Annotated in this window: 15 protein-coding genes; 14 read left to right on the top strand and 1 reads right to left on the bottom strand. The window is 39.9% G+C overall.

Features of this window, described 5'->3' with window-relative positions:
- Positions 1 to 91 precede the first annotated feature (91 nt).
- Positions 92 to 1,120: an EF-P beta-lysylation protein EpmB gene (gene epmB, locus DK861_RS10475; protein ID WP_109400043.1), complete on the bottom strand. Its 1,029-nt coding sequence runs from the start codon at positions 1,118 to 1,120 to the stop codon at positions 92 to 94.
- A gap of 44 nt (positions 1,121 to 1,164) precedes the next feature.
- Here epmB and efp point away from each other — a divergent pair, with 44 nt between their 5' ends.
- The 14 genes from efp (at position 1,165) to DK861_RS10405 (ending at position 15,868) form a co-directional block, all read left to right on the top strand.
- Positions 1,165 to 1,731: an elongation factor P gene (efp, locus tag DK861_RS10470; RefSeq protein WP_006536168.1), complete on the top strand. Its 567-nt coding sequence runs from the start codon at positions 1,165 to 1,167 to the stop codon at positions 1,729 to 1,731.
- A 730-nt stretch (positions 1,732 to 2,461) separates the two neighbouring features.
- Positions 2,462 to 2,938 (top strand): RpiB/LacA/LacB family sugar-phosphate isomerase, encoded by a 477-nt coding sequence (locus DK861_RS10465; RefSeq protein ID WP_006536167.1) that lies wholly within the window; start codon positions 2,462 to 2,464, stop codon positions 2,936 to 2,938.
- 292 nt (positions 2,939 to 3,230) lie between these two features.
- Positions 3,231 to 3,851 carry a 4Fe-4S dicluster domain-containing protein gene (locus DK861_RS10460; protein ID WP_109400042.1) on the top strand — a complete coding sequence of 207 codons (621 nt, stop codon included), beginning with the start codon at positions 3,231 to 3,233 and terminating at the stop codon, positions 3,849 to 3,851.
- A gap of 1 nt (position 3,852) precedes the next feature.
- Positions 3,853 to 5,868, top strand: coding sequence for a hydrogenase 4 subunit B (gene hyfB, locus DK861_RS10455; RefSeq protein WP_109400041.1), 2,016 nt, complete (start codon positions 3,853 to 3,855; stop codon positions 5,866 to 5,868).
- Between the two features lie 12 nt (positions 5,869 to 5,880).
- A complete protein-coding gene (locus DK861_RS10450) occupies positions 5,881 to 6,831 on the top strand; it encodes a respiratory chain complex I subunit 1 family protein (protein WP_006536164.1) in 951 nt (316 codons plus the stop codon).
- Between the two features lie 6 nt (positions 6,832 to 6,837).
- Positions 6,838 to 8,289, top strand: coding sequence for a hydrogenase 4 subunit D (locus DK861_RS10445; RefSeq protein WP_109400040.1), 1,452 nt, complete (start codon positions 6,838 to 6,840; stop codon positions 8,287 to 8,289).
- 12 nt (positions 8,290 to 8,301) lie between these two features.
- Positions 8,302 to 8,952: a hydrogenase 4 membrane subunit gene (hyfE, locus tag DK861_RS10440; protein ID WP_006536162.1), complete on the top strand. Its 651-nt coding sequence runs from the start codon at positions 8,302 to 8,304 to the stop codon at positions 8,950 to 8,952.
- A gap of 4 nt (positions 8,953 to 8,956) precedes the next feature.
- Positions 8,957 to 10,525 (top strand): hydrogenase 4 subunit F, encoded by a 1,569-nt coding sequence (locus DK861_RS10435; RefSeq protein WP_109400039.1) that lies wholly within the window; start codon positions 8,957 to 8,959, stop codon positions 10,523 to 10,525.
- Position 10,526: 1 nt separating this feature from the next.
- The gene (locus DK861_RS10430) at positions 10,527 to 12,260 is read left to right on the top strand and encodes a hydrogenase large subunit (RefSeq protein ID WP_006536160.1); all 1,734 of its coding nucleotides are present in this window, start codon (positions 10,527 to 10,529) and stop codon (positions 12,258 to 12,260) included.
- Positions 12,261 to 12,271: 11 nt separating this feature from the next.
- Positions 12,272 to 12,826 carry a hydrogenase 4 subunit H gene (gene hyfH, locus DK861_RS10425; RefSeq protein ID WP_006536159.1) on the top strand — a complete coding sequence of 185 codons (555 nt, stop codon included), beginning with the start codon at positions 12,272 to 12,274 and terminating at the stop codon, positions 12,824 to 12,826.
- Entirely contained in the window at positions 12,823 to 13,605 is a 783-nt protein-coding gene (locus DK861_RS10420; protein ID WP_072064386.1) for an NADH-quinone oxidoreductase subunit B family protein, read from the top strand. The genes hyfH and DK861_RS10420 overlap by 4 nt, the downstream gene beginning before the upstream one ends.
- Complete coding sequence (locus DK861_RS10415) at positions 13,598 to 14,008, top strand: formate hydrogenlyase maturation HycH family protein (RefSeq protein ID WP_006536157.1); 411 nt, start codon at positions 13,598 to 13,600, stop codon at positions 14,006 to 14,008. Before DK861_RS10420 ends, DK861_RS10415 begins: the two co-directional genes overlap by 8 nt.
- Positions 14,005 to 14,511, top strand: a complete 507-nt coding sequence (gene hycI, locus DK861_RS10410; RefSeq protein ID WP_109400038.1) for a hydrogenase maturation peptidase HycI — start codon at positions 14,005 to 14,007, stop codon at positions 14,509 to 14,511. Before DK861_RS10415 ends, hycI begins: the two co-directional genes overlap by 4 nt.
- A gap of 367 nt (positions 14,512 to 14,878) precedes the next feature.
- The gene (locus DK861_RS10405; RefSeq protein WP_006536155.1) at positions 14,879 to 15,868 is read left to right on the top strand and encodes a glycosyltransferase; all 990 of its coding nucleotides are present in this window, start codon (positions 14,879 to 14,881) and stop codon (positions 15,866 to 15,868) included.
- Positions 15,869 to 15,900: the final 32 nt, after the last annotated feature.

The following is a 15,900-nucleotide window of genomic DNA, read 5'->3' as shown; positions in this document are numbered from 1 at the left end:
CACTATTTATTAGTCTGCTAATAGATAAAAAGCTGTAGTCACTTCATCTATTTTGAATTGAGCTACAGCTTTTTTGTTTTTGTGATATGGATTATTGCTGGCGTAATCCAAGATCTAACAATGTCTTACTTGGTTCACCACCTATTTCACGCGTGAGTTTAGGCACCATATAACCTGATACTAAGCTCATTAGTGCTTTCATAATTTCTCTTGCTTCACTGTCTGGCACCATAAAGTGAGCCGCACCTTGAACTTTATCTAGAACATGTAAGTAATACGGCATAACGCCAGCATCAAATAGTGCGCGACTTAAATCTGCAAGGACTTCAGCACTGTCATTAACCCCTCGCAATAACACACCTTGATTCAATAGCGTGACATTGGCTTTTTTTAGCTTTGAACAGGCTTCTCTCAATGCGTCATCAATTTCATTAGCGTGATTGGTATGCAGTACCATGATATTTTGCAAACGTGATTGTTGTAAGCGCTGACATAGCGCATCAGTGACGCGAGCAGGAATAACTACAGGTAAGCGAGAGTGAATGCGTAAACGCTTAAGATGAGGGATCGCTTCTAGTTGTGTGATTAACCAATCAAGTTCATCATCTTTCGCCATAAGAGGATCGCCCCCAGAGAAGATGATTTCATCGAGTTTTGGGTTATTTTTGATATACTCTATTGCCTTTTGCCAATTAGCCTTGTTTCCTTTGTTATCTTCATAGGGAAAATGACGACGAAAACAGTAGCGACAATTGACAGCGCAACCACCTTTGACCAGAAGCAATGCACGATTCTGATATTTATGTAATAAACCTGGCACCGCATTTTGTTGCTCATCTAACGGATCCGTAGAAAATCCTGGTGTTATGATAAATTCAGCATTTGCAGTTAATACTTGTAAAAGTAATGGATCGTTAGGATCGCCTTTTTTCATGCGTGCAACGAATTCACGGGGAACCCGTAGCGGAAAAAGCCGTCGCGCCTGAGCTCCTTTTTGGAGTTCTTCGTGATGTTCCAACGCTAAAAGTTGGAGTAATTCAACAGGATCACTGATTGCCTGCGCGAGTTGTGTTAACCAGACTTCTCTGGTGGGGTGATTATGAGTTACAATGTGTGCCATTTTTTGGCTATGCCATTTTAAATTAAAAAAGTTAGAGGATATTCATGGCTTCTTATAATACCAACGATTTTCGTTCAGGTCTTAAAATCATGTTAGATGGCGAGCCAGCCGTCATTACTGAATGTGAATTTGTTAAACCAGGTAAAGGTCAGGCATTTGCTCGTGTACGTCTGCGTAAACTGATCTCTAACAAATTACTGGAAAAAACATTTAAATCTACTGATTCAGCAGAAGGTGCTGATGTCATGGATATCAACTTAACTTACCTGTACAACGACGGTGAGTTCTGGCATTTCATGAACAACGAAACTTTCGAACAATTAGCTGCAGACGAAAAAGCCGTTGGTGATAATGCTAAGTGGTTGATCGACCAAGCTGAGTGTATCGTAACACTGTGGGATAATCGTCCTATCGCTGTTATTCCACCAAACTTTGTTGAATTAGAAATCGTTGATACTGATCCAGGTCTGAAAGGTGACACCGCAGGTACAGGTGGTAAACCAGCAACATTAAGCACTGGCGCTGTTGTTAAAGTTCCACTGTTTGTGCAAATTGGTGAAGTCATCAAAGTTGATACTCGTTCAGGCGAATACGTATCACGCGTAAAATAATTGCGTAGATTATTTTACTAAGTACAACGTTAAGTATAATAATTAATTACCGCAGATAATGTTAACTATCTGCGGTATTTTTTGTTTTAATTTATAATAATTGAATAAACAACGCTATTTTTTTCTAAAAAATTGATTAATTTGTATTACTGCATTATTTAATTTTTCATGTTATTATTTTGTTCCTAATTTATTTATCCCTTCATTATATTTTAAATGCCAAAAATGAATGCTCTATTCAATATTGGAATTGGTAAAAAATAACCATTTTCTTAGAATGAATGTGTAGGTTATTTTGGTAAAGATAATCCACAGCAATATTTATTTTAAGTTATTTTGACTTTCCTTTAAGAGATATTGAAGAGTATAGATAAAAACATTAATCCTGTAATATTATTGATCTTTATTTTATATTTTAGTTATACTAGGGAAACCCTTTCAATATAGATATTTACTTTGATATATCTCTTTTATTTTTTATCAATTCAATTATTAACATAATAAATTTAGCTTATTTTATAGGTTAAATATCTTCTTTATGGAATGAATTTCCATTTCTTTATTTCTTCTTATTTTTTGTAAATTTCCCATACTTAAACACAAAAATAGAATTTTAATCTATACTTTATCTAGGTTAAATATAAAAAATAGTCTTTGAATTTATTTTAATTTTAAATTTTATCAATGACTTATATTTATCGGTAGTGATTAAGTTAATTTAGGAGGCTATATGGAAAATAGAACGATTATTATGGGTGCTGATCCTTCAGGATTTGAACTTAAAAATGCGATTAAGTCATACTTGTTAGAAAAAAATTACACAATAAAAGATCTCACAGAATCAGGCCCTATTGGCTATTGTGATGTAGGGGATAAAGTTGGTTCAATTATTTCTGAACATCCTGAATATATTGGTTTTGTTTTCTGTGGTACAGGAATGGGAGTAAGTATTAGTGCGAACAAACATAAAAATGTTTATTGCGGTGTTTGTGAAAGTGTGACTAGCGCTCGTTTTTGTAAAATTATCAATAACTGTAATATTCTTGCTATGGGTGGGTTATTAATTACACCATTTAAAGCCAAAATGATGGTTGATGCTTATTTATCAGCAACCTTTACAGAAGGTTTTTCTGAAGCAACACCAGAAGATTTACAATCTGGCTTAAATTCAATGAAACAAGTAGAAAAGAAAATTTATAAAAATTAACTCATTCTTATTATTCACTTTTATAAGCCTGAATTATCAGGCTTATTTTTTCTTTGTACTCCGCCATTTTTGATACCTAGTCATAGTGACGACGAAATTGTTGTTTAGAACTCACCACTTACTGTCAACGTCATAATTGTCGACACGTCATTTATTGTTTCCTTTTTGTTTTTTAATATATTGATTTTAAATGAAAATAAAATAAATCATCTCTTGGCACGAAATATGCTTCATCTAAAGAAAAATTGACGACAGTAATGCTGTTAAACGTTTTTCTCGGAGGATGTGGCGAATGAATCGCTTTGTAATTGCAGAGCCACAACGATGCATAGGGTGTAATACCTGTATGGCAGCTTGTTCAGAAGTTCACCAAGCTGTGGGATTACAGGCGCATCCGCGTCTTACAGTGGTAAAAGTGGAGGATCAGACAGCACCGATGCTTTGTCGGCACTGTGAGGATGCTCCTTGTGCTCGCGTGTGCCCAGTCAATGCCATTACTCATGAAGATAATATGATCTTTCTTAATGAGAGCCTGTGTATTGGCTGTAAGTTATGTGGTCTGGTTTGTCCTTTTGGGGCAATTACACCATCAGGTAGTAAACCCGTTAACTTACCAGCTGTCTTTGAACATTTTGTTCCAGAAGAGATGTTGGCCGATGTGCCAGCAAGTCTTCCAACAACCAACCCATTTCTTGCGTGGAATGTGGGGGTTCGTGCAATTGCAGTGAAATGTGATTTGTGTGCTTTCTCTGATGAAGGCCCTGCTTGTGTCAAGGTGTGTCCAACCGATGCATTGCATTTAGTTGAAGATGACAAACTTGAAGAGCAGATGAAAACGCGTCGCTTAGATTCTGTGATGGAACCTATTACGAGTCTTGACGATTTATCTACTTTGACACAGGAGCGGAAGTAATATGGAACCTCTTCAGTTACTGCTGTGGTCAGTCATCCTGTATGTTGTTGGTGGCGTTATTGCACTGTTTTTAAAGAGACAGGAAGGGTTGGCAATCCTTATTTCAGGGATCAGCGCAATCATCGGCGGTGTATTAGGTGTTTTAAGTGCATTACCGGTTATTTTTGGTGGTGAAATCGCCACTTTTACCGCGGCAGGCCCATTTGAATTTGCAGCCTTCGTGGTACGTATGGATATGTTAGGCGCCTTTATGGTGTTCGTCATTTCATTATTGGTCAGTGTGTGCGCGCTTTATTCTCTTGCTTATGTGCAAGAATATAAAGGACGTGGCGCTTGGAGCATGGGATTCTTTATGAATCTGTTTATTGCTTCTATGGTTGGCTTAGTGGTGATGGATAATGCGTTCTACTTTATTATCCTATTTGAAATGATGTCATTGGCTTCTTGGTTCTTAGTTATTGCTGACCAAGATGACGAATCTATTCACGCAGGTTTACTTTACTTCTTTATCGCCCACGCAGGCTCCGTGTTAATCATGATTGCCTTCTTCTTGATGTGGCGTGAAAGTGGTAGCCTTGATTTTGATTCATTCCGTCAACTCTCTCTTTCTCCTGCAATGGCCTCTGTGGTGTTCTTACTGGGTTTCTTTGGTTTTGGTGCCAAAGCCGGTATGTTGCCATTACACAGTTGGTTACCAAAAGCCCACCCCGCAGCGCCTTCACACGCATCGGCATTAATGTCAGGTGTCATGGTTAAAATTGGTATCTTTGGGATAATCAAAGTCGGTATCGATTTATTAGGTGCCACAGAAATGTGGTGGGGCATTGTTGTTCTTGGGTTTGGTGCTGTTTCTTCTGTATTAGGTGTTATGTACGCCTTAGCAGAGCACGATTTAAAACGCTTACTTGCATGGCACACCGTTGAAAATATCGGCATCATTTTAATGGGTGTGGGTGTAGGCATGGTAGGAATGGCCACTGATCATCCTGTTATAGCCGCACTTGGCTTGTTAGGCGCTTTATATCACTTATTAAACCATGCGGTGTTCAAAGGATTATTATTCCTTGGTGCGGGTGCCATTATTAACCAAATTCACACACGTGATATGGATAAAATGGGTGGCTTAGCCAAACTAATGCCTTATACCGCAACAGCCTTCCTAATTGGTTGTATGGCGATTTCAGCGTTACCACCATTAAACGGTTTTGTTAGTGAATGGTATACCTATCAATCTCTTTTTTCGATGAGTTACGAAGGTAACTTCGTGATGCGTTTAAGTGGTCCTATTGCCATTATTATGTTGGCGATTACAGGGGCATTAGCGGCCATGTGTTTCGTTAAGGTTTATGGTGTTAGCTTTTGTGGTGGCCCGCGTAGCGAGCAAGCAACGAAAGCGAAAGAAGTGCCTTTACCAATGACGATTGCAATGGGCTTATTAGCACTATTCTGTGTTGTATTAGGTGTGGGAGCGGCTTTTGTTGCGCCAATTATTGCCAACATTGCAATGTCACTTAGCGAAACCAGTGCATTAACCGTGACTCAAGGCGCAATGCTTGTTCCTGATACCGCATCACAAGCAATGTTCTCTCCAGCATTAACATTTGTTTTATTAATTGCTTTACCGCTTATCCCATTCCTGATTTATCTCGGCCTGAAAGGTAATCAACCTGCGTTTCGTCGTAAAGGTGATCCTTGGGCGTGTGGTTATGTATGGGAAAAAGACATGGCAGTATCAGCAGGAGGCTTTACTCAAGCATTACGTAGCATGTTTGCACCACTTTATCGTATGCGTAAACAACTTGATCCATCTCCATTGCTGTCTCGTGGTTTTAATAAAACACAGCTCGGTGCTGAAAAGGTCGAACCATTCTGGGATGAACGCATTATTTATCCTCTGGTTCGTGGTATCCAACGTTTTGCAAAACGTATCCAATGCCTACAAGGCGGGGATTTCCGACTCTATTGTCTATACGTTGTTGCAGCGCTGGTCATCTTGCTTTTAGTCATCGCAGCGTAAGGAGAGGGACTTATGACTTTCCAAGAAGCACCTACGTTAATGATGGGAATATTCGCACTCATTCAAGCACTCTTTCTGCTGGCGATAACCCCATTATGTACAGGTATTTCGCGCACAATTCGCGCCAAGATGCATTCGCGTCAAGGCCCTGGAATTTTGCAAGATTATCGAGATATCTTTAAGTTATTTAAACGCCAATCAGTAGCGCCCGAGCAATCTGGTGTGATCTTCCAAGTGATGCCGTATGTGTTACTCGGAAGTATGTTAGTGGTTGCTATGGCACTGCCTGTCTTTACTGCAACGTCACTGTTTGCGGGCGCGGCAGATCTTATCGCACTGATTTATCTGTTTGCACTTTATCGTTTCTTCTTCTCTTTATCTGGTCTGGATTCAGGAAGCCCATTTGCGGGTATTGGTGCTAGTCGTGAATTAACACTGGGTGTGTTAGTTGAGCCAATTTTAGTGTTATCACTGATTGTGGTGGCTTTAATTGTCGGTTCAACCAACGTTGGCACCATCAGTGCGACACTGGCTCAAGGTTGGGTATCACCCACTGCCACACTGTTAGCCTTATTAGCTTGTGCTTTTGCGGCATTTATAGAAATGGGCAAAATGCCATTTGACGTTGCAGAAGCTGAGCAAGAGCTACAAGAAGGGCCATTAACGGAGTATTCAGGCTCTGGTTTTGCCATGGTGAAGCTGGGTCTTGGCTTAAAACAAGTTGTGGTGGCTGAACTGTTCTTAGCCATATTTATTCCTTTCGGTAAAGCAACAGAATTCACCTTTATTGCACTGATCATTGCGTTAGTTTTAATGGCAGTGAAATTGTTAGTGGTGTTTGTATTAGCGTCATTGGTTGAAAACAGTTTAGCGCGTGGTCGCTTTCTGCTGACTCACCATGTGACATGGTTAGGATTCGGTGTTGCGGCACTGGCTCTTGTTTTCTATTTAACCGGTCTATAAGGAGCGATGATTACAATGGAAAATATAGCTCTTGCGACCTTACTCATCCCATTTGCGGGGGCGTTGATTACGTCCTTAATGCCAAATCGGATGGCGAAGTGGTTATGTACACTGTTCGCTTTATTAGCCACATTAGGAACGGTTGTTTTAGGTTGGCAGTTCCTCGCTGAAGGTAAAGTCGATACCACAATTACGCTAGTACAATATGGTGATGTTGCGCTCTTTGGTTTTACCATTGACCGTGTCAGTACTTTGATTGCTTTCGCTGTTGTGTTCTTAGGATTGTTAGTAAGTTTTTACTCTACTGGCTATCTAACTAACGGCAACCGTGAGCATCCTCATGATGGTACTCGTCGTTATTATGCCTTCTTGCTGATTTTTATTGGAGCAATGGCAGGTTTAGTCCTTTCATCGACTATTTTGGGGCAACTCCTATTTTTCGAAATCACTGGGGGATGTTCTTGGGGATTAATCGGCTACTACCAATCTGAAAAATCACTCCGTTCAGCAATGAAAGCGTTGTTGATCACTCACGTTGCTTCAATCGGTCTTTATCTTGCGGCAGCAACCTTGTTTGTGAGTACAGGTACCTTTGAGTTAACCGCCATTGCCACCTTAGACGAACCAACCAAACTGATTGTGTTTGGCGGTATCCTCTTTGCTGCTTGGGGTAAATCAGCTCAACTACCACTACAAGCTTGGTTACCTGATGCGATGGAAGCACCAACACCTGTGAGTGCTTACTTACACGCAGCATCAATGGTGAAAGTCGGTGTTTATATCTTTGCTCGTGCGATTATGTCAGCAGATGGTGATGTCCCTCATCTTATTGGGTGGGTGGGTATTACCATGGCAGTTATCACATTGATTTATGGCTTTATGATGTATCTGCCACAAAAAGATATGAAACGCCTGTTAGCATGGTCAACCATTACTCAGCTCTCTTATATCTTCCTCGCATTATCTATCTCTATCTTTGGACCGCGTGAAGCATTTGAAGGCGGTATTGCTTATATCTTTAACCATGCCTTCGCTAAAAGCTTGTTCTTCTTAGTTGCCGGTGCATTGAGTTATAGCTGTGGTACTCGTATGTTGCCGCGCTTAAAAGGGTTAATTAATAAATATCCATTATTGGGTGTGGGTTTCTGTGTCGCCGCACTGGCAATTGCAGGTGTTCCACCACTTAATGGCTTCTTTAGTAAATTCCCAATTTTTGCCGCAGGTTTTGAACTGTCGAGTGTTTTCTGGGTGATGACACCAATTATGGTGCTAGTGCTGATTGAGTCTGTGGCTAGCTTCACTTGGTTTATCTACTGGTTTGGTCGTGTTGTTCCTGGCAAACCAAGTACAGAAGTTGCACAAGGGCAACCTGTTCCTATGGCAATGCAAATTGTGATTGGAATACTGATTGTGATGTCCTTTGCATCCAGTGTTATCGCAGTCACTTGGCTAGGATAAGGGAGATAAATCATGACTGGAGCACTTATCGTAAACAATTTGGCGGGGTTAATGATGATAACTTCGCTATTGGTAATTGGCGCGAAAAAGCCGATTGCTTCATGTTGGTTCTATGCATTGCAATCTTTCGTCTTGGTGATGATTTTTGTCACCTTGGCCAATATGTTAGATGCACACCAACTGACACTTTGGGCGATGACCGCCTTCTTTACTAAAGTTCTGCTTGTTCCACTTATTTTAGGATTTGCATTCCGTAAGTTATCCGATCCTAGTGCGAATATCAGTGTTATTAGCCCCGCACTATTGATGTTGCTGGCGGCTGTTATCGTTATTTTAAGCTGGTTTGTGGTTGAACCAATTCAAATACCAATGGTTGTTGATTTGAAACCTGCACTGGCAGTTTCTTTGGGACACTTTATGTTGGGTCTGCTTTGTATCGTGACTCAGCGCAATATCCTAAAACAAGCTTTTGGTTACTGCTTAATGGAAAACGGCTCTCACTTAACACTGGCATTATTGGCTTGGAGAGCACCAGAACTGGTCGAAATCGGTATCGCCACTGACGCCATCTTTGCTGTGATCGTGATGGCAGTGTTGGCTCGTAAGATTTACCGCACGCTCAACACACTGAACGTGGATCAACTGACCGCGCTGAAGGGGTGAGGAGATGAACCAAACAACCATGTTAACAATTTTAATGTTTGCGCCGTTGGTATTTTCAATATTGGCGTTTCTGAGTCCGTTATTAAAAGCAGGTGCGCGTCCTATTGTGACAGGCATTCATGCAATTGGTATCACCGTCTTGTTAGTCGCAGCATTAGGAACTGTGGCAGATGTCATGTCTCATGGCGAAATATTGGCGGCTGCTAATTGGGTTCACGTGGATAGCCTAGGCGCATTATTCCTAGCTATTTTAGGCATTATTGGCTTTTTAACGGGGCTTTATTCTATTGGCTATATGAGCCACGAAGTGGATGAGGGTGAGATCTCAGTACGTACTTTATGTAACTACTATGGCTTCTTCCACCTGTTTTTATTCACCATGTTATTAGCAATCACCAGTAATAACTTGATTTTAATGTGGGCAGCCATTGAAGCAACAACCCTAAGCTCTGCATTCTTAGTCGGAATTTATGGTCAACGTTCTTCTCTGGAAGCAGCGTGGAAGTACATCATCATCTGTAGTGTCGGTGTCGCGTTTGGTCTTTTCGGTACTATTTTGGTTTATGCCAATGCCGCAAGCTTTATGCCTGATCCAGATCAGGCCATTTTCTGGACTGAAGTGTTGAAATATACAGACCAGTTAGATCCAACTCTGATGCATTTAGCTTTTGTCTTTATTTTAATCGGTTTTGGTACCAAAACGGGGTTATTCCCAATGCATGCTTGGTTACCAGATGCGCACAGTGAAGCACCAAGTCCTGTCAGTGCCTTGTTATCGGCAGTGTTACTGAACTGTGCTCTATTAATCATCATTCGTTACTACATCATTATTGATGCAGCAATTGGTACTGAATTTACACGTAACTTACTGTTAATCTTTGGTTTCCTCTCTGTTGCTATCGCGGCGTTCTTTATTCTTATTCAGCGTGATATGAAACGTCTTTTAGCGTATTCCAGTGTGGAAAACATGGGATTAATTGCCGTCGCATTAGGAATTGGCGGACCGATTGGTATTTTGGCTGCTTTATTCCACACCTTAAACCACAGTTTAGCGAAAGCATTGTTGTTCTGTGGCTCTGGTAACGTGTTATTGAAATACGGTACTCGTGATTTAAATGTCGTGAAAGGCATGTTTAAAGTGATGCCATTAAGTGCCGCTCTGTTTGCTGGTGGTGCTTTAGCGTTAGGGGGGATGCCTCCTTTCAATGTCTTTATCAGTGAGTTTATGATTGTTGTGGCAGGTTTAGCTTCTCAGCACATTGTCTTAACTATCCTATTATTATTGTTATTGACCGTAGTATTAGGTGGGCTAGTTCGTATGGTGGCTAAAATTGTCTTTGGTCCAAAACCTGATGTTGTTGCTAAAGGCGAACTGGGAATTTTAACCACATTACCAATGGTCATTCTGATTGCACTTATGCTGTTAATGGGAACTCATATTCCTAAGCCTGTCAGTGAGTTGTTAGAAAATGCCGCTAATATCGTGATGAATATTGATAAAAGTGAGTCACCTACTTATACATGGCCAACGGCTTTAATCAGTAATCCATCCACATCGGTTCAGGAGATGTAACGTGAGCTACCAAAATTATGTCAGTAGAAAAGAGGGAAAAGAACTAGGTGGAGATTATGTTGCCAAAGTTCGTGAAAAATTCCCATCAGCTGTTCTTGATGAAGAGCGACAAACCGCTGATCAATTGACGATAACAGTAAAAACGGAATCACTTCCTGAAGTGGTGGAATACCTGTATTACGGTTTAGGCGGTTGGTTACCTGTTTTATTCGGTAACGATGAACGTAGTTTAAACGGAGACTATGCTGTTTATTACGCATTATCAATGGAAGAGGGTGAAAAATGCTGGGTTGTTGTAAAAGCCCATGTTAGCCCAATCACTTTAGAATTCCCATCAGTGACACCGCGTGTACCCGCTGCCGTGTGGGGGGAACGTGAAATTCGTGATATGTATGGTCTTATCCCTGTTGGTCTACCTGATGAACGCCGTTTAGTGCTTCCAGATGACTGGCCTGAAGAGATGTATCCATTGCGTAAAGATGCGATGGATTATCGCCAACGTCCGACACCAACGACTGAAGTTGAGACTTACCCTTTTGTGAATGAAGGTAAGCAAGACGCACGTGTTGTACCAATCGGCCCTATGCACATTACTTCGGATGAGCCTGGACACTTCCGCTTATTTGTAGACGGTGAAAATATTGTCGATGCTGATTACCGCATGTTCTATGTTCACCGTGGTATGGAAAAGCTGGCTGAAACCCGAATGGGTTATAACGAAGTGACATTTTTATCAGATCGCGTGTGTGGTATCTGTGGTTTTACTCACAGCGTGGCCTATGTGACTTCTGTTGAAAATGCGTTAGGCATTGAAGTGCCTCGTCGTGCGCATACCATTCGCTCCATCTTATTAGAAGTTGAGCGCCTTCATAGCCATTTATTAAATATTGGTTTAGCGAGCCACTTTACAGGTTTTGATACTGGCTTTATGCAATTCTTCCGTATTCGTGAAAAATCAATGCAGATTGCAGAAATGCTCACGGGTGCGCGTAAAACCTACGGCTTGAATTTAATTGGGGGTATTCGTCGCGATATCTTAAAAGATCAGCGCCTTAAAACTATTCAATTAATAAGAGAAATGCGTCGCGAAGTGACTGAACTTGTCGATGTTCTTCTCTCTGCTCCTAATATGGAACAACGTACTGTGGGTGTGGGTATCTTAGACAAAAAAGTGGCTCGTGATTTTAGCCCTGTCGGCCCAATGATAAGAGCAAGTGGTTTTAAACGTGACGTACGTTTTGACCACCCATTTGCCGATTATGGCAATCTTCCTTTGACTCTCTTTAGTTATGAAGGCGGTGACGTATTCTCCCGTGTAATGGTACGAATTAAAGAAGTTTTAGATTCAATGGCAATGATTGAATACGCCTTAGATAACCTGCCTGAAGGCCCGCTATTAACGGAAGGCTTCACTTATCAACCTTATAAATTTGCACTGGGCTTTACAGAAGCACCACGCGGTGAAGATGTTCACTGGAGTATGTTGGGTGATAACCAAAAACTCTTCCGCTGGCGTTGCCGTGCAGCTACTTATGCTAACTGGCCTGTATTACGTTATATGTTGCAAGGAAATACCGTATCCGATGCGCCATTGATTATCGGTAGCCTTGACCCTTGTTATTCCTGTACTGACAGGGTAACGCTCGTCGATGTGAAAAAACGTAAATCTAAAACAGTTTCTTATAAAGAAATTGAACGTTACAGCATTGAACGTAAAAATTCGCCGCTCAAGTGAGGGAATGAACGATGTTAAAATTGTTTAAAACCATAATCAAAACAGGCGAAGCAACGACCAAATATCCGTTTAAGCCCCTGGATTTACCTGATGGTTTCAGAGGAAAGCCTGAATATGATGCAGAGCAATGCATTGTCTGTGGTGCTTGCACCGCAGCATGCCCTGCTAATGCGTTAACGATGGAAACGAATTTGGAAACAGGCGAGCGTCATTGGCAATTATTCATTGGTCGCTGTATTTATTGCGGTCGTTGTGAAGAAGTTTGCCCAACAAGAGCGATTGTTTTATCCGATATGTTTGAAACGGCAGTAACGAAAAAATCAGACCTTTATATTAAAGGAACGTTTAAGTTATTGAATTGCCGTGAATGCCATCAACCCTTTACGCCGAGAAAATCAGTTGACTATGCGATGGCGCTATTAGTGCAATCAGGTTGGGATGAGCAAACCGTAGAAGCCATGCGACCACAATTTGAAACCTGCCCTGAATGTAAGCGTAAACATAACTTATTATCTGATGGCCGTGAAAATATTAGTATGGGCGAGATCGGGAGTACAATAAAATGAGTCTACCAGAAATTCCCATTAATCATCATGTTAGCCAACCTATCACCCTTGATGATCAGGTTAAAAAGCTAAAACAGACATTGTTGAAAGATATTCAACGTTCAGCTTATGTTTATCGTGTTGACTGTGGTGGTTGTAATGGTTGTGAGATTGAAATTTTCTCTGCAATTACACCCGTTTTTGATGCTGAACGTTTTGGTATCAAAGTGGTAGCCTCGCCTCGTCACGCTGATATTTTATTATTCACTGGCGCAGTAACGCGCCAGATGCGTGTTCCTGCATTACGTGCTTATGAATCAGCGCCCGATCCAAAAATTTGTATCTCTTATGGTGCTTGTGGCTGTGGTGGCGGTATTTTCCACGATTTGTATTGTGTTTGGGGGGGTAGCGAATCTATCGTGCCTATTGATGTTTGGATCCCTGGTTGTCCCCCAACGCCAGCAGCAACGATTTATGGTTTTGCTGTTGCACTAGGTTTGTTAGACCAAAAATTAAAAGGCGAATCGCATATTGAAGTAGAGAATGAAAAAGCATCTCTCATTCTGCCTTCTATTCCTTTAGATGCTCGAGTGATGATTGAGCGTGAGGCTCGTCGTCTTGCGGGTTATTATCAGGGAAGACAAATTAGTGATCATTTTCTCACCTTATTAGAAGGTGCCACAATTCAAGAAGTGAGTGGCCGTGTTGATGAATGGTTACGACAAGCTAACGATCCTCGTTTATCAGAGATTGTGAAACGCTTGGTTTACTCTTTAAGCCAAGGAGGCATATATGCCTGATGACGCTAAAGTTTACTTTTGGTCATTAAGACAAAAGTTTGTAGATAGTGATGATGATATTCCTGAACAAGCACAACAGGTGATGTATTACTCGCTCGCAATTGGCCACCATGTAGGAATGATCGACTGTTTAAAAACAGAGCTAGTCTGCCCTTTAGAAAAATATAAAGCATGGATTGATTTATTACCTGAAGGTGAAGCCAAACGCAAAATGCAAGGATTACTGACATTTGGTGAAATCAATATTAACTCAGAGCATACTCATTTATTAGCGTTAGCATTTGATCCGATTATGAAAAATGACGATCCTATTTTTAGTGAGTGGAGTCAAACGCTGATTAAATTACTGGGTGAGATCCATGCAGAACCTGCTATTTATTTGATTGTGAAGAGAAAACCATGAGTGAAGCAATGACAGCACCTAAAGTGGTATTAACGGTTGGCAACAGTATGATGGGCGATGATGGTGCAGGCCCTCTGCTTGCTGAATTAATGGAAACAAACCCAATTGATGGATGGATTGTTATCAATGGGGGAAGTGCGCCTGAGAATGTTTCTTACCAAGTAAGAGAGCTACAACCGCAATGTGTTGTCATTGTTGATGCTGCTGACATTGGTTTAAAACCGGGTGAGATTAGGGTGATAGACCCTGATTATATAGCGGAAATGTTTATTATGAGCACCCATAATATGCCGCTGAATTTTCTTATTGATCAATTAAAAGATGATATTCCAGATATTACGTTCTTAGGGATCCAACCCGATCTCGTTGGTTTTTATTATCCAATGACTGAAGCGGTAAAGAATGCTGTTGATGAAGTGTATCAAGGGCTCAAGTCTTGGCGAGTTGATTACTTTCCAGAACTTGAAGTCTGCGATGAAGATGAAGAAGAGATTGAAGAATAAGAGTATAACAAAACAAGTATCCTAATATTATTGATATAAATAAAGACTAAAACATCCGCTTAGCGGATGTTTTTCGTTAATGAACAGAACGCTCATTAATAACATTTATTTTCTACACTAACCTTAATTTTCCCTTTAGTTATTTATTTTAAAAAACAAACCACCTTAACCCTTTCTTCATAAGAGATAAAAAGAAGTTAATTATAATTAACCTCGTTAAATATCAATTTTATCTTTAATTAGTTAAAAATTAATTTTTAATTAAGAATTAATTAAGACGGTTCTATTATTTCATTGCTCTTTTTTTAATTTTTAAGACTAACTATTTAAAGGGAAACTTCTTAGCTAATAATATAAAAGGTTGGTTATGTTTTCTTCTCTACCTCAACTGAGTATTGTGGTCGCTGTTTATAATGGTGAAATGTTTTTATCTCAGTTTTTCAATGGGTTAAAGTCTATTAAATTGAATAATTGGGAGCTTATTTTAGTTAATGATGGCTCTAGAGATAACTCACTTAAAATATTACAAGAATGGAAAGAAAGATTTCCTCAAGTCACTATTATTGATCAAGAAAACCAAGGCGTTTCTGTTGCTCGTAATGTTGGATTCAATATTTCGAAAGGGCAATATATTGCTTTCCCAGATATTGATGATGTAATTCATCCTAATATGTATGATAGAATGATTAATATAGCTAAAGATGATAATTTAGATATTTTAACCTGTAACGGTAATTATGTTTATGCAGACGGAAGGCCCTCACGTCCTATTTTCCCTTCAAATAGATTACGTTCTACGGGCGTTTTAACTGGGCCACAATGGCTAGAAATAGCATTGGATTCTAAGAAATTCTTACATGTCACTTGGTTAAATATTTATCGACGTGAATTTCTACTTGCTCATGGTTATTATTTTGAACCCGGTTTACATCATCAAGATATTCCGTGGACAACAGAAGCATTATTAACGGCTAAACGCGTTAAATATATTGATGAGCGTTACTACGATTACTTTATTCACTCTGGTTCTGTTTCTCATGCAACGCCTAATGATACTATTCATGTTAGAACAATTCATAATTACATGAAAATATTAGAAATGCTTGATGCTATTAATCAAAAATATAAAGATGTGACTCAAAATATCAATGCATGTTATTGGCAAATCGCAAAAGAAGGTTTGGGAATTATTCATTCAATTGATTCTATTCAGTCTATTGAAGTTAAAAAACAGATGGTTAAAGAGTTTTTTGATAGAGGAATATGGTCACTAATTTGGAAAAATGCGAAAAATTTTAGGTTACGTTGGCGTTTAGGGCGACGCTATTTTAAATTAAAAAGAATATTAAATTCATAAATACAAGAAGGGCACAATGATGTGCCTTTTTT

The sequence above is a fragment of the Proteus sp. TJ1640 genome (genome assembly GCF_003144445.1).
Taxonomy (GTDB): domain Bacteria; phylum Pseudomonadota; class Gammaproteobacteria; order Enterobacterales; family Enterobacteriaceae; genus Proteus; species Proteus penneri.
This window is presented reverse-complemented; position numbering and strand designations above follow the sequence as displayed.

What these genes read in the sequence shown, in the direction of transcription:
- efp (WP_006536168.1), top strand. Translation starts at nt 1,165, where the DNA reads ATGGCTTCTTATAATACCAACGATTTTCGTTCAGGTCTTAAAATCATG.
- DK861_RS10460 (WP_109400042.1), top strand. Translation starts at nt 3,231, where the DNA reads ATGAATCGCTTTGTAATTGCAGAGCCACAACGATGCATAGGGTGTAAT.
- hycI (WP_109400038.1), top strand. Translation starts at nt 14,005, where the DNA reads ATGAGTGAAGCAATGACAGCACCTAAAGTGGTATTAACGGTTGGCAAC.
- DK861_RS10420 (WP_072064386.1), top strand. Translation starts at nt 12,823, where the DNA reads ATGAGTCTACCAGAAATTCCCATTAATCATCATGTTAGCCAACCTATC.
- DK861_RS10405 (WP_006536155.1), top strand. Translation starts at nt 14,879, where the DNA reads ATGTTTTCTTCTCTACCTCAACTGAGTATTGTGGTCGCTGTTTATAAT.
- DK861_RS10445 (WP_109400040.1), top strand. Translation starts at nt 6,838, where the DNA reads ATGATTACAATGGAAAATATAGCTCTTGCGACCTTACTCATCCCATTT.
- hyfE (WP_006536162.1), top strand. Translation starts at nt 8,302, where the DNA reads ATGACTGGAGCACTTATCGTAAACAATTTGGCGGGGTTAATGATGATA.
- DK861_RS10450 (WP_006536164.1), top strand. Translation starts at nt 5,881, where the DNA reads ATGACTTTCCAAGAAGCACCTACGTTAATGATGGGAATATTCGCACTC.
- DK861_RS10415 (WP_006536157.1), top strand. Translation starts at nt 13,598, where the DNA reads ATGCCTGATGACGCTAAAGTTTACTTTTGGTCATTAAGACAAAAGTTT.
- hyfB (WP_109400041.1), top strand. Translation starts at nt 3,853, where the DNA reads ATGGAACCTCTTCAGTTACTGCTGTGGTCAGTCATCCTGTATGTTGTT.
- epmB (WP_109400043.1), bottom strand. Translation starts at nt 1,120, where the DNA reads ATGGCACACATTGTAACTCATAATCACCCCACCAGAGAAGTCTGGTTA.
- hyfH (WP_006536159.1), top strand. Translation starts at nt 12,272, where the DNA reads ATGTTAAAATTGTTTAAAACCATAATCAAAACAGGCGAAGCAACGACC.
- DK861_RS10435 (WP_109400039.1), top strand. Translation starts at nt 8,957, where the DNA reads ATGAACCAAACAACCATGTTAACAATTTTAATGTTTGCGCCGTTGGTA.
- DK861_RS10465 (WP_006536167.1), top strand. Translation starts at nt 2,462, where the DNA reads ATGGAAAATAGAACGATTATTATGGGTGCTGATCCTTCAGGATTTGAA.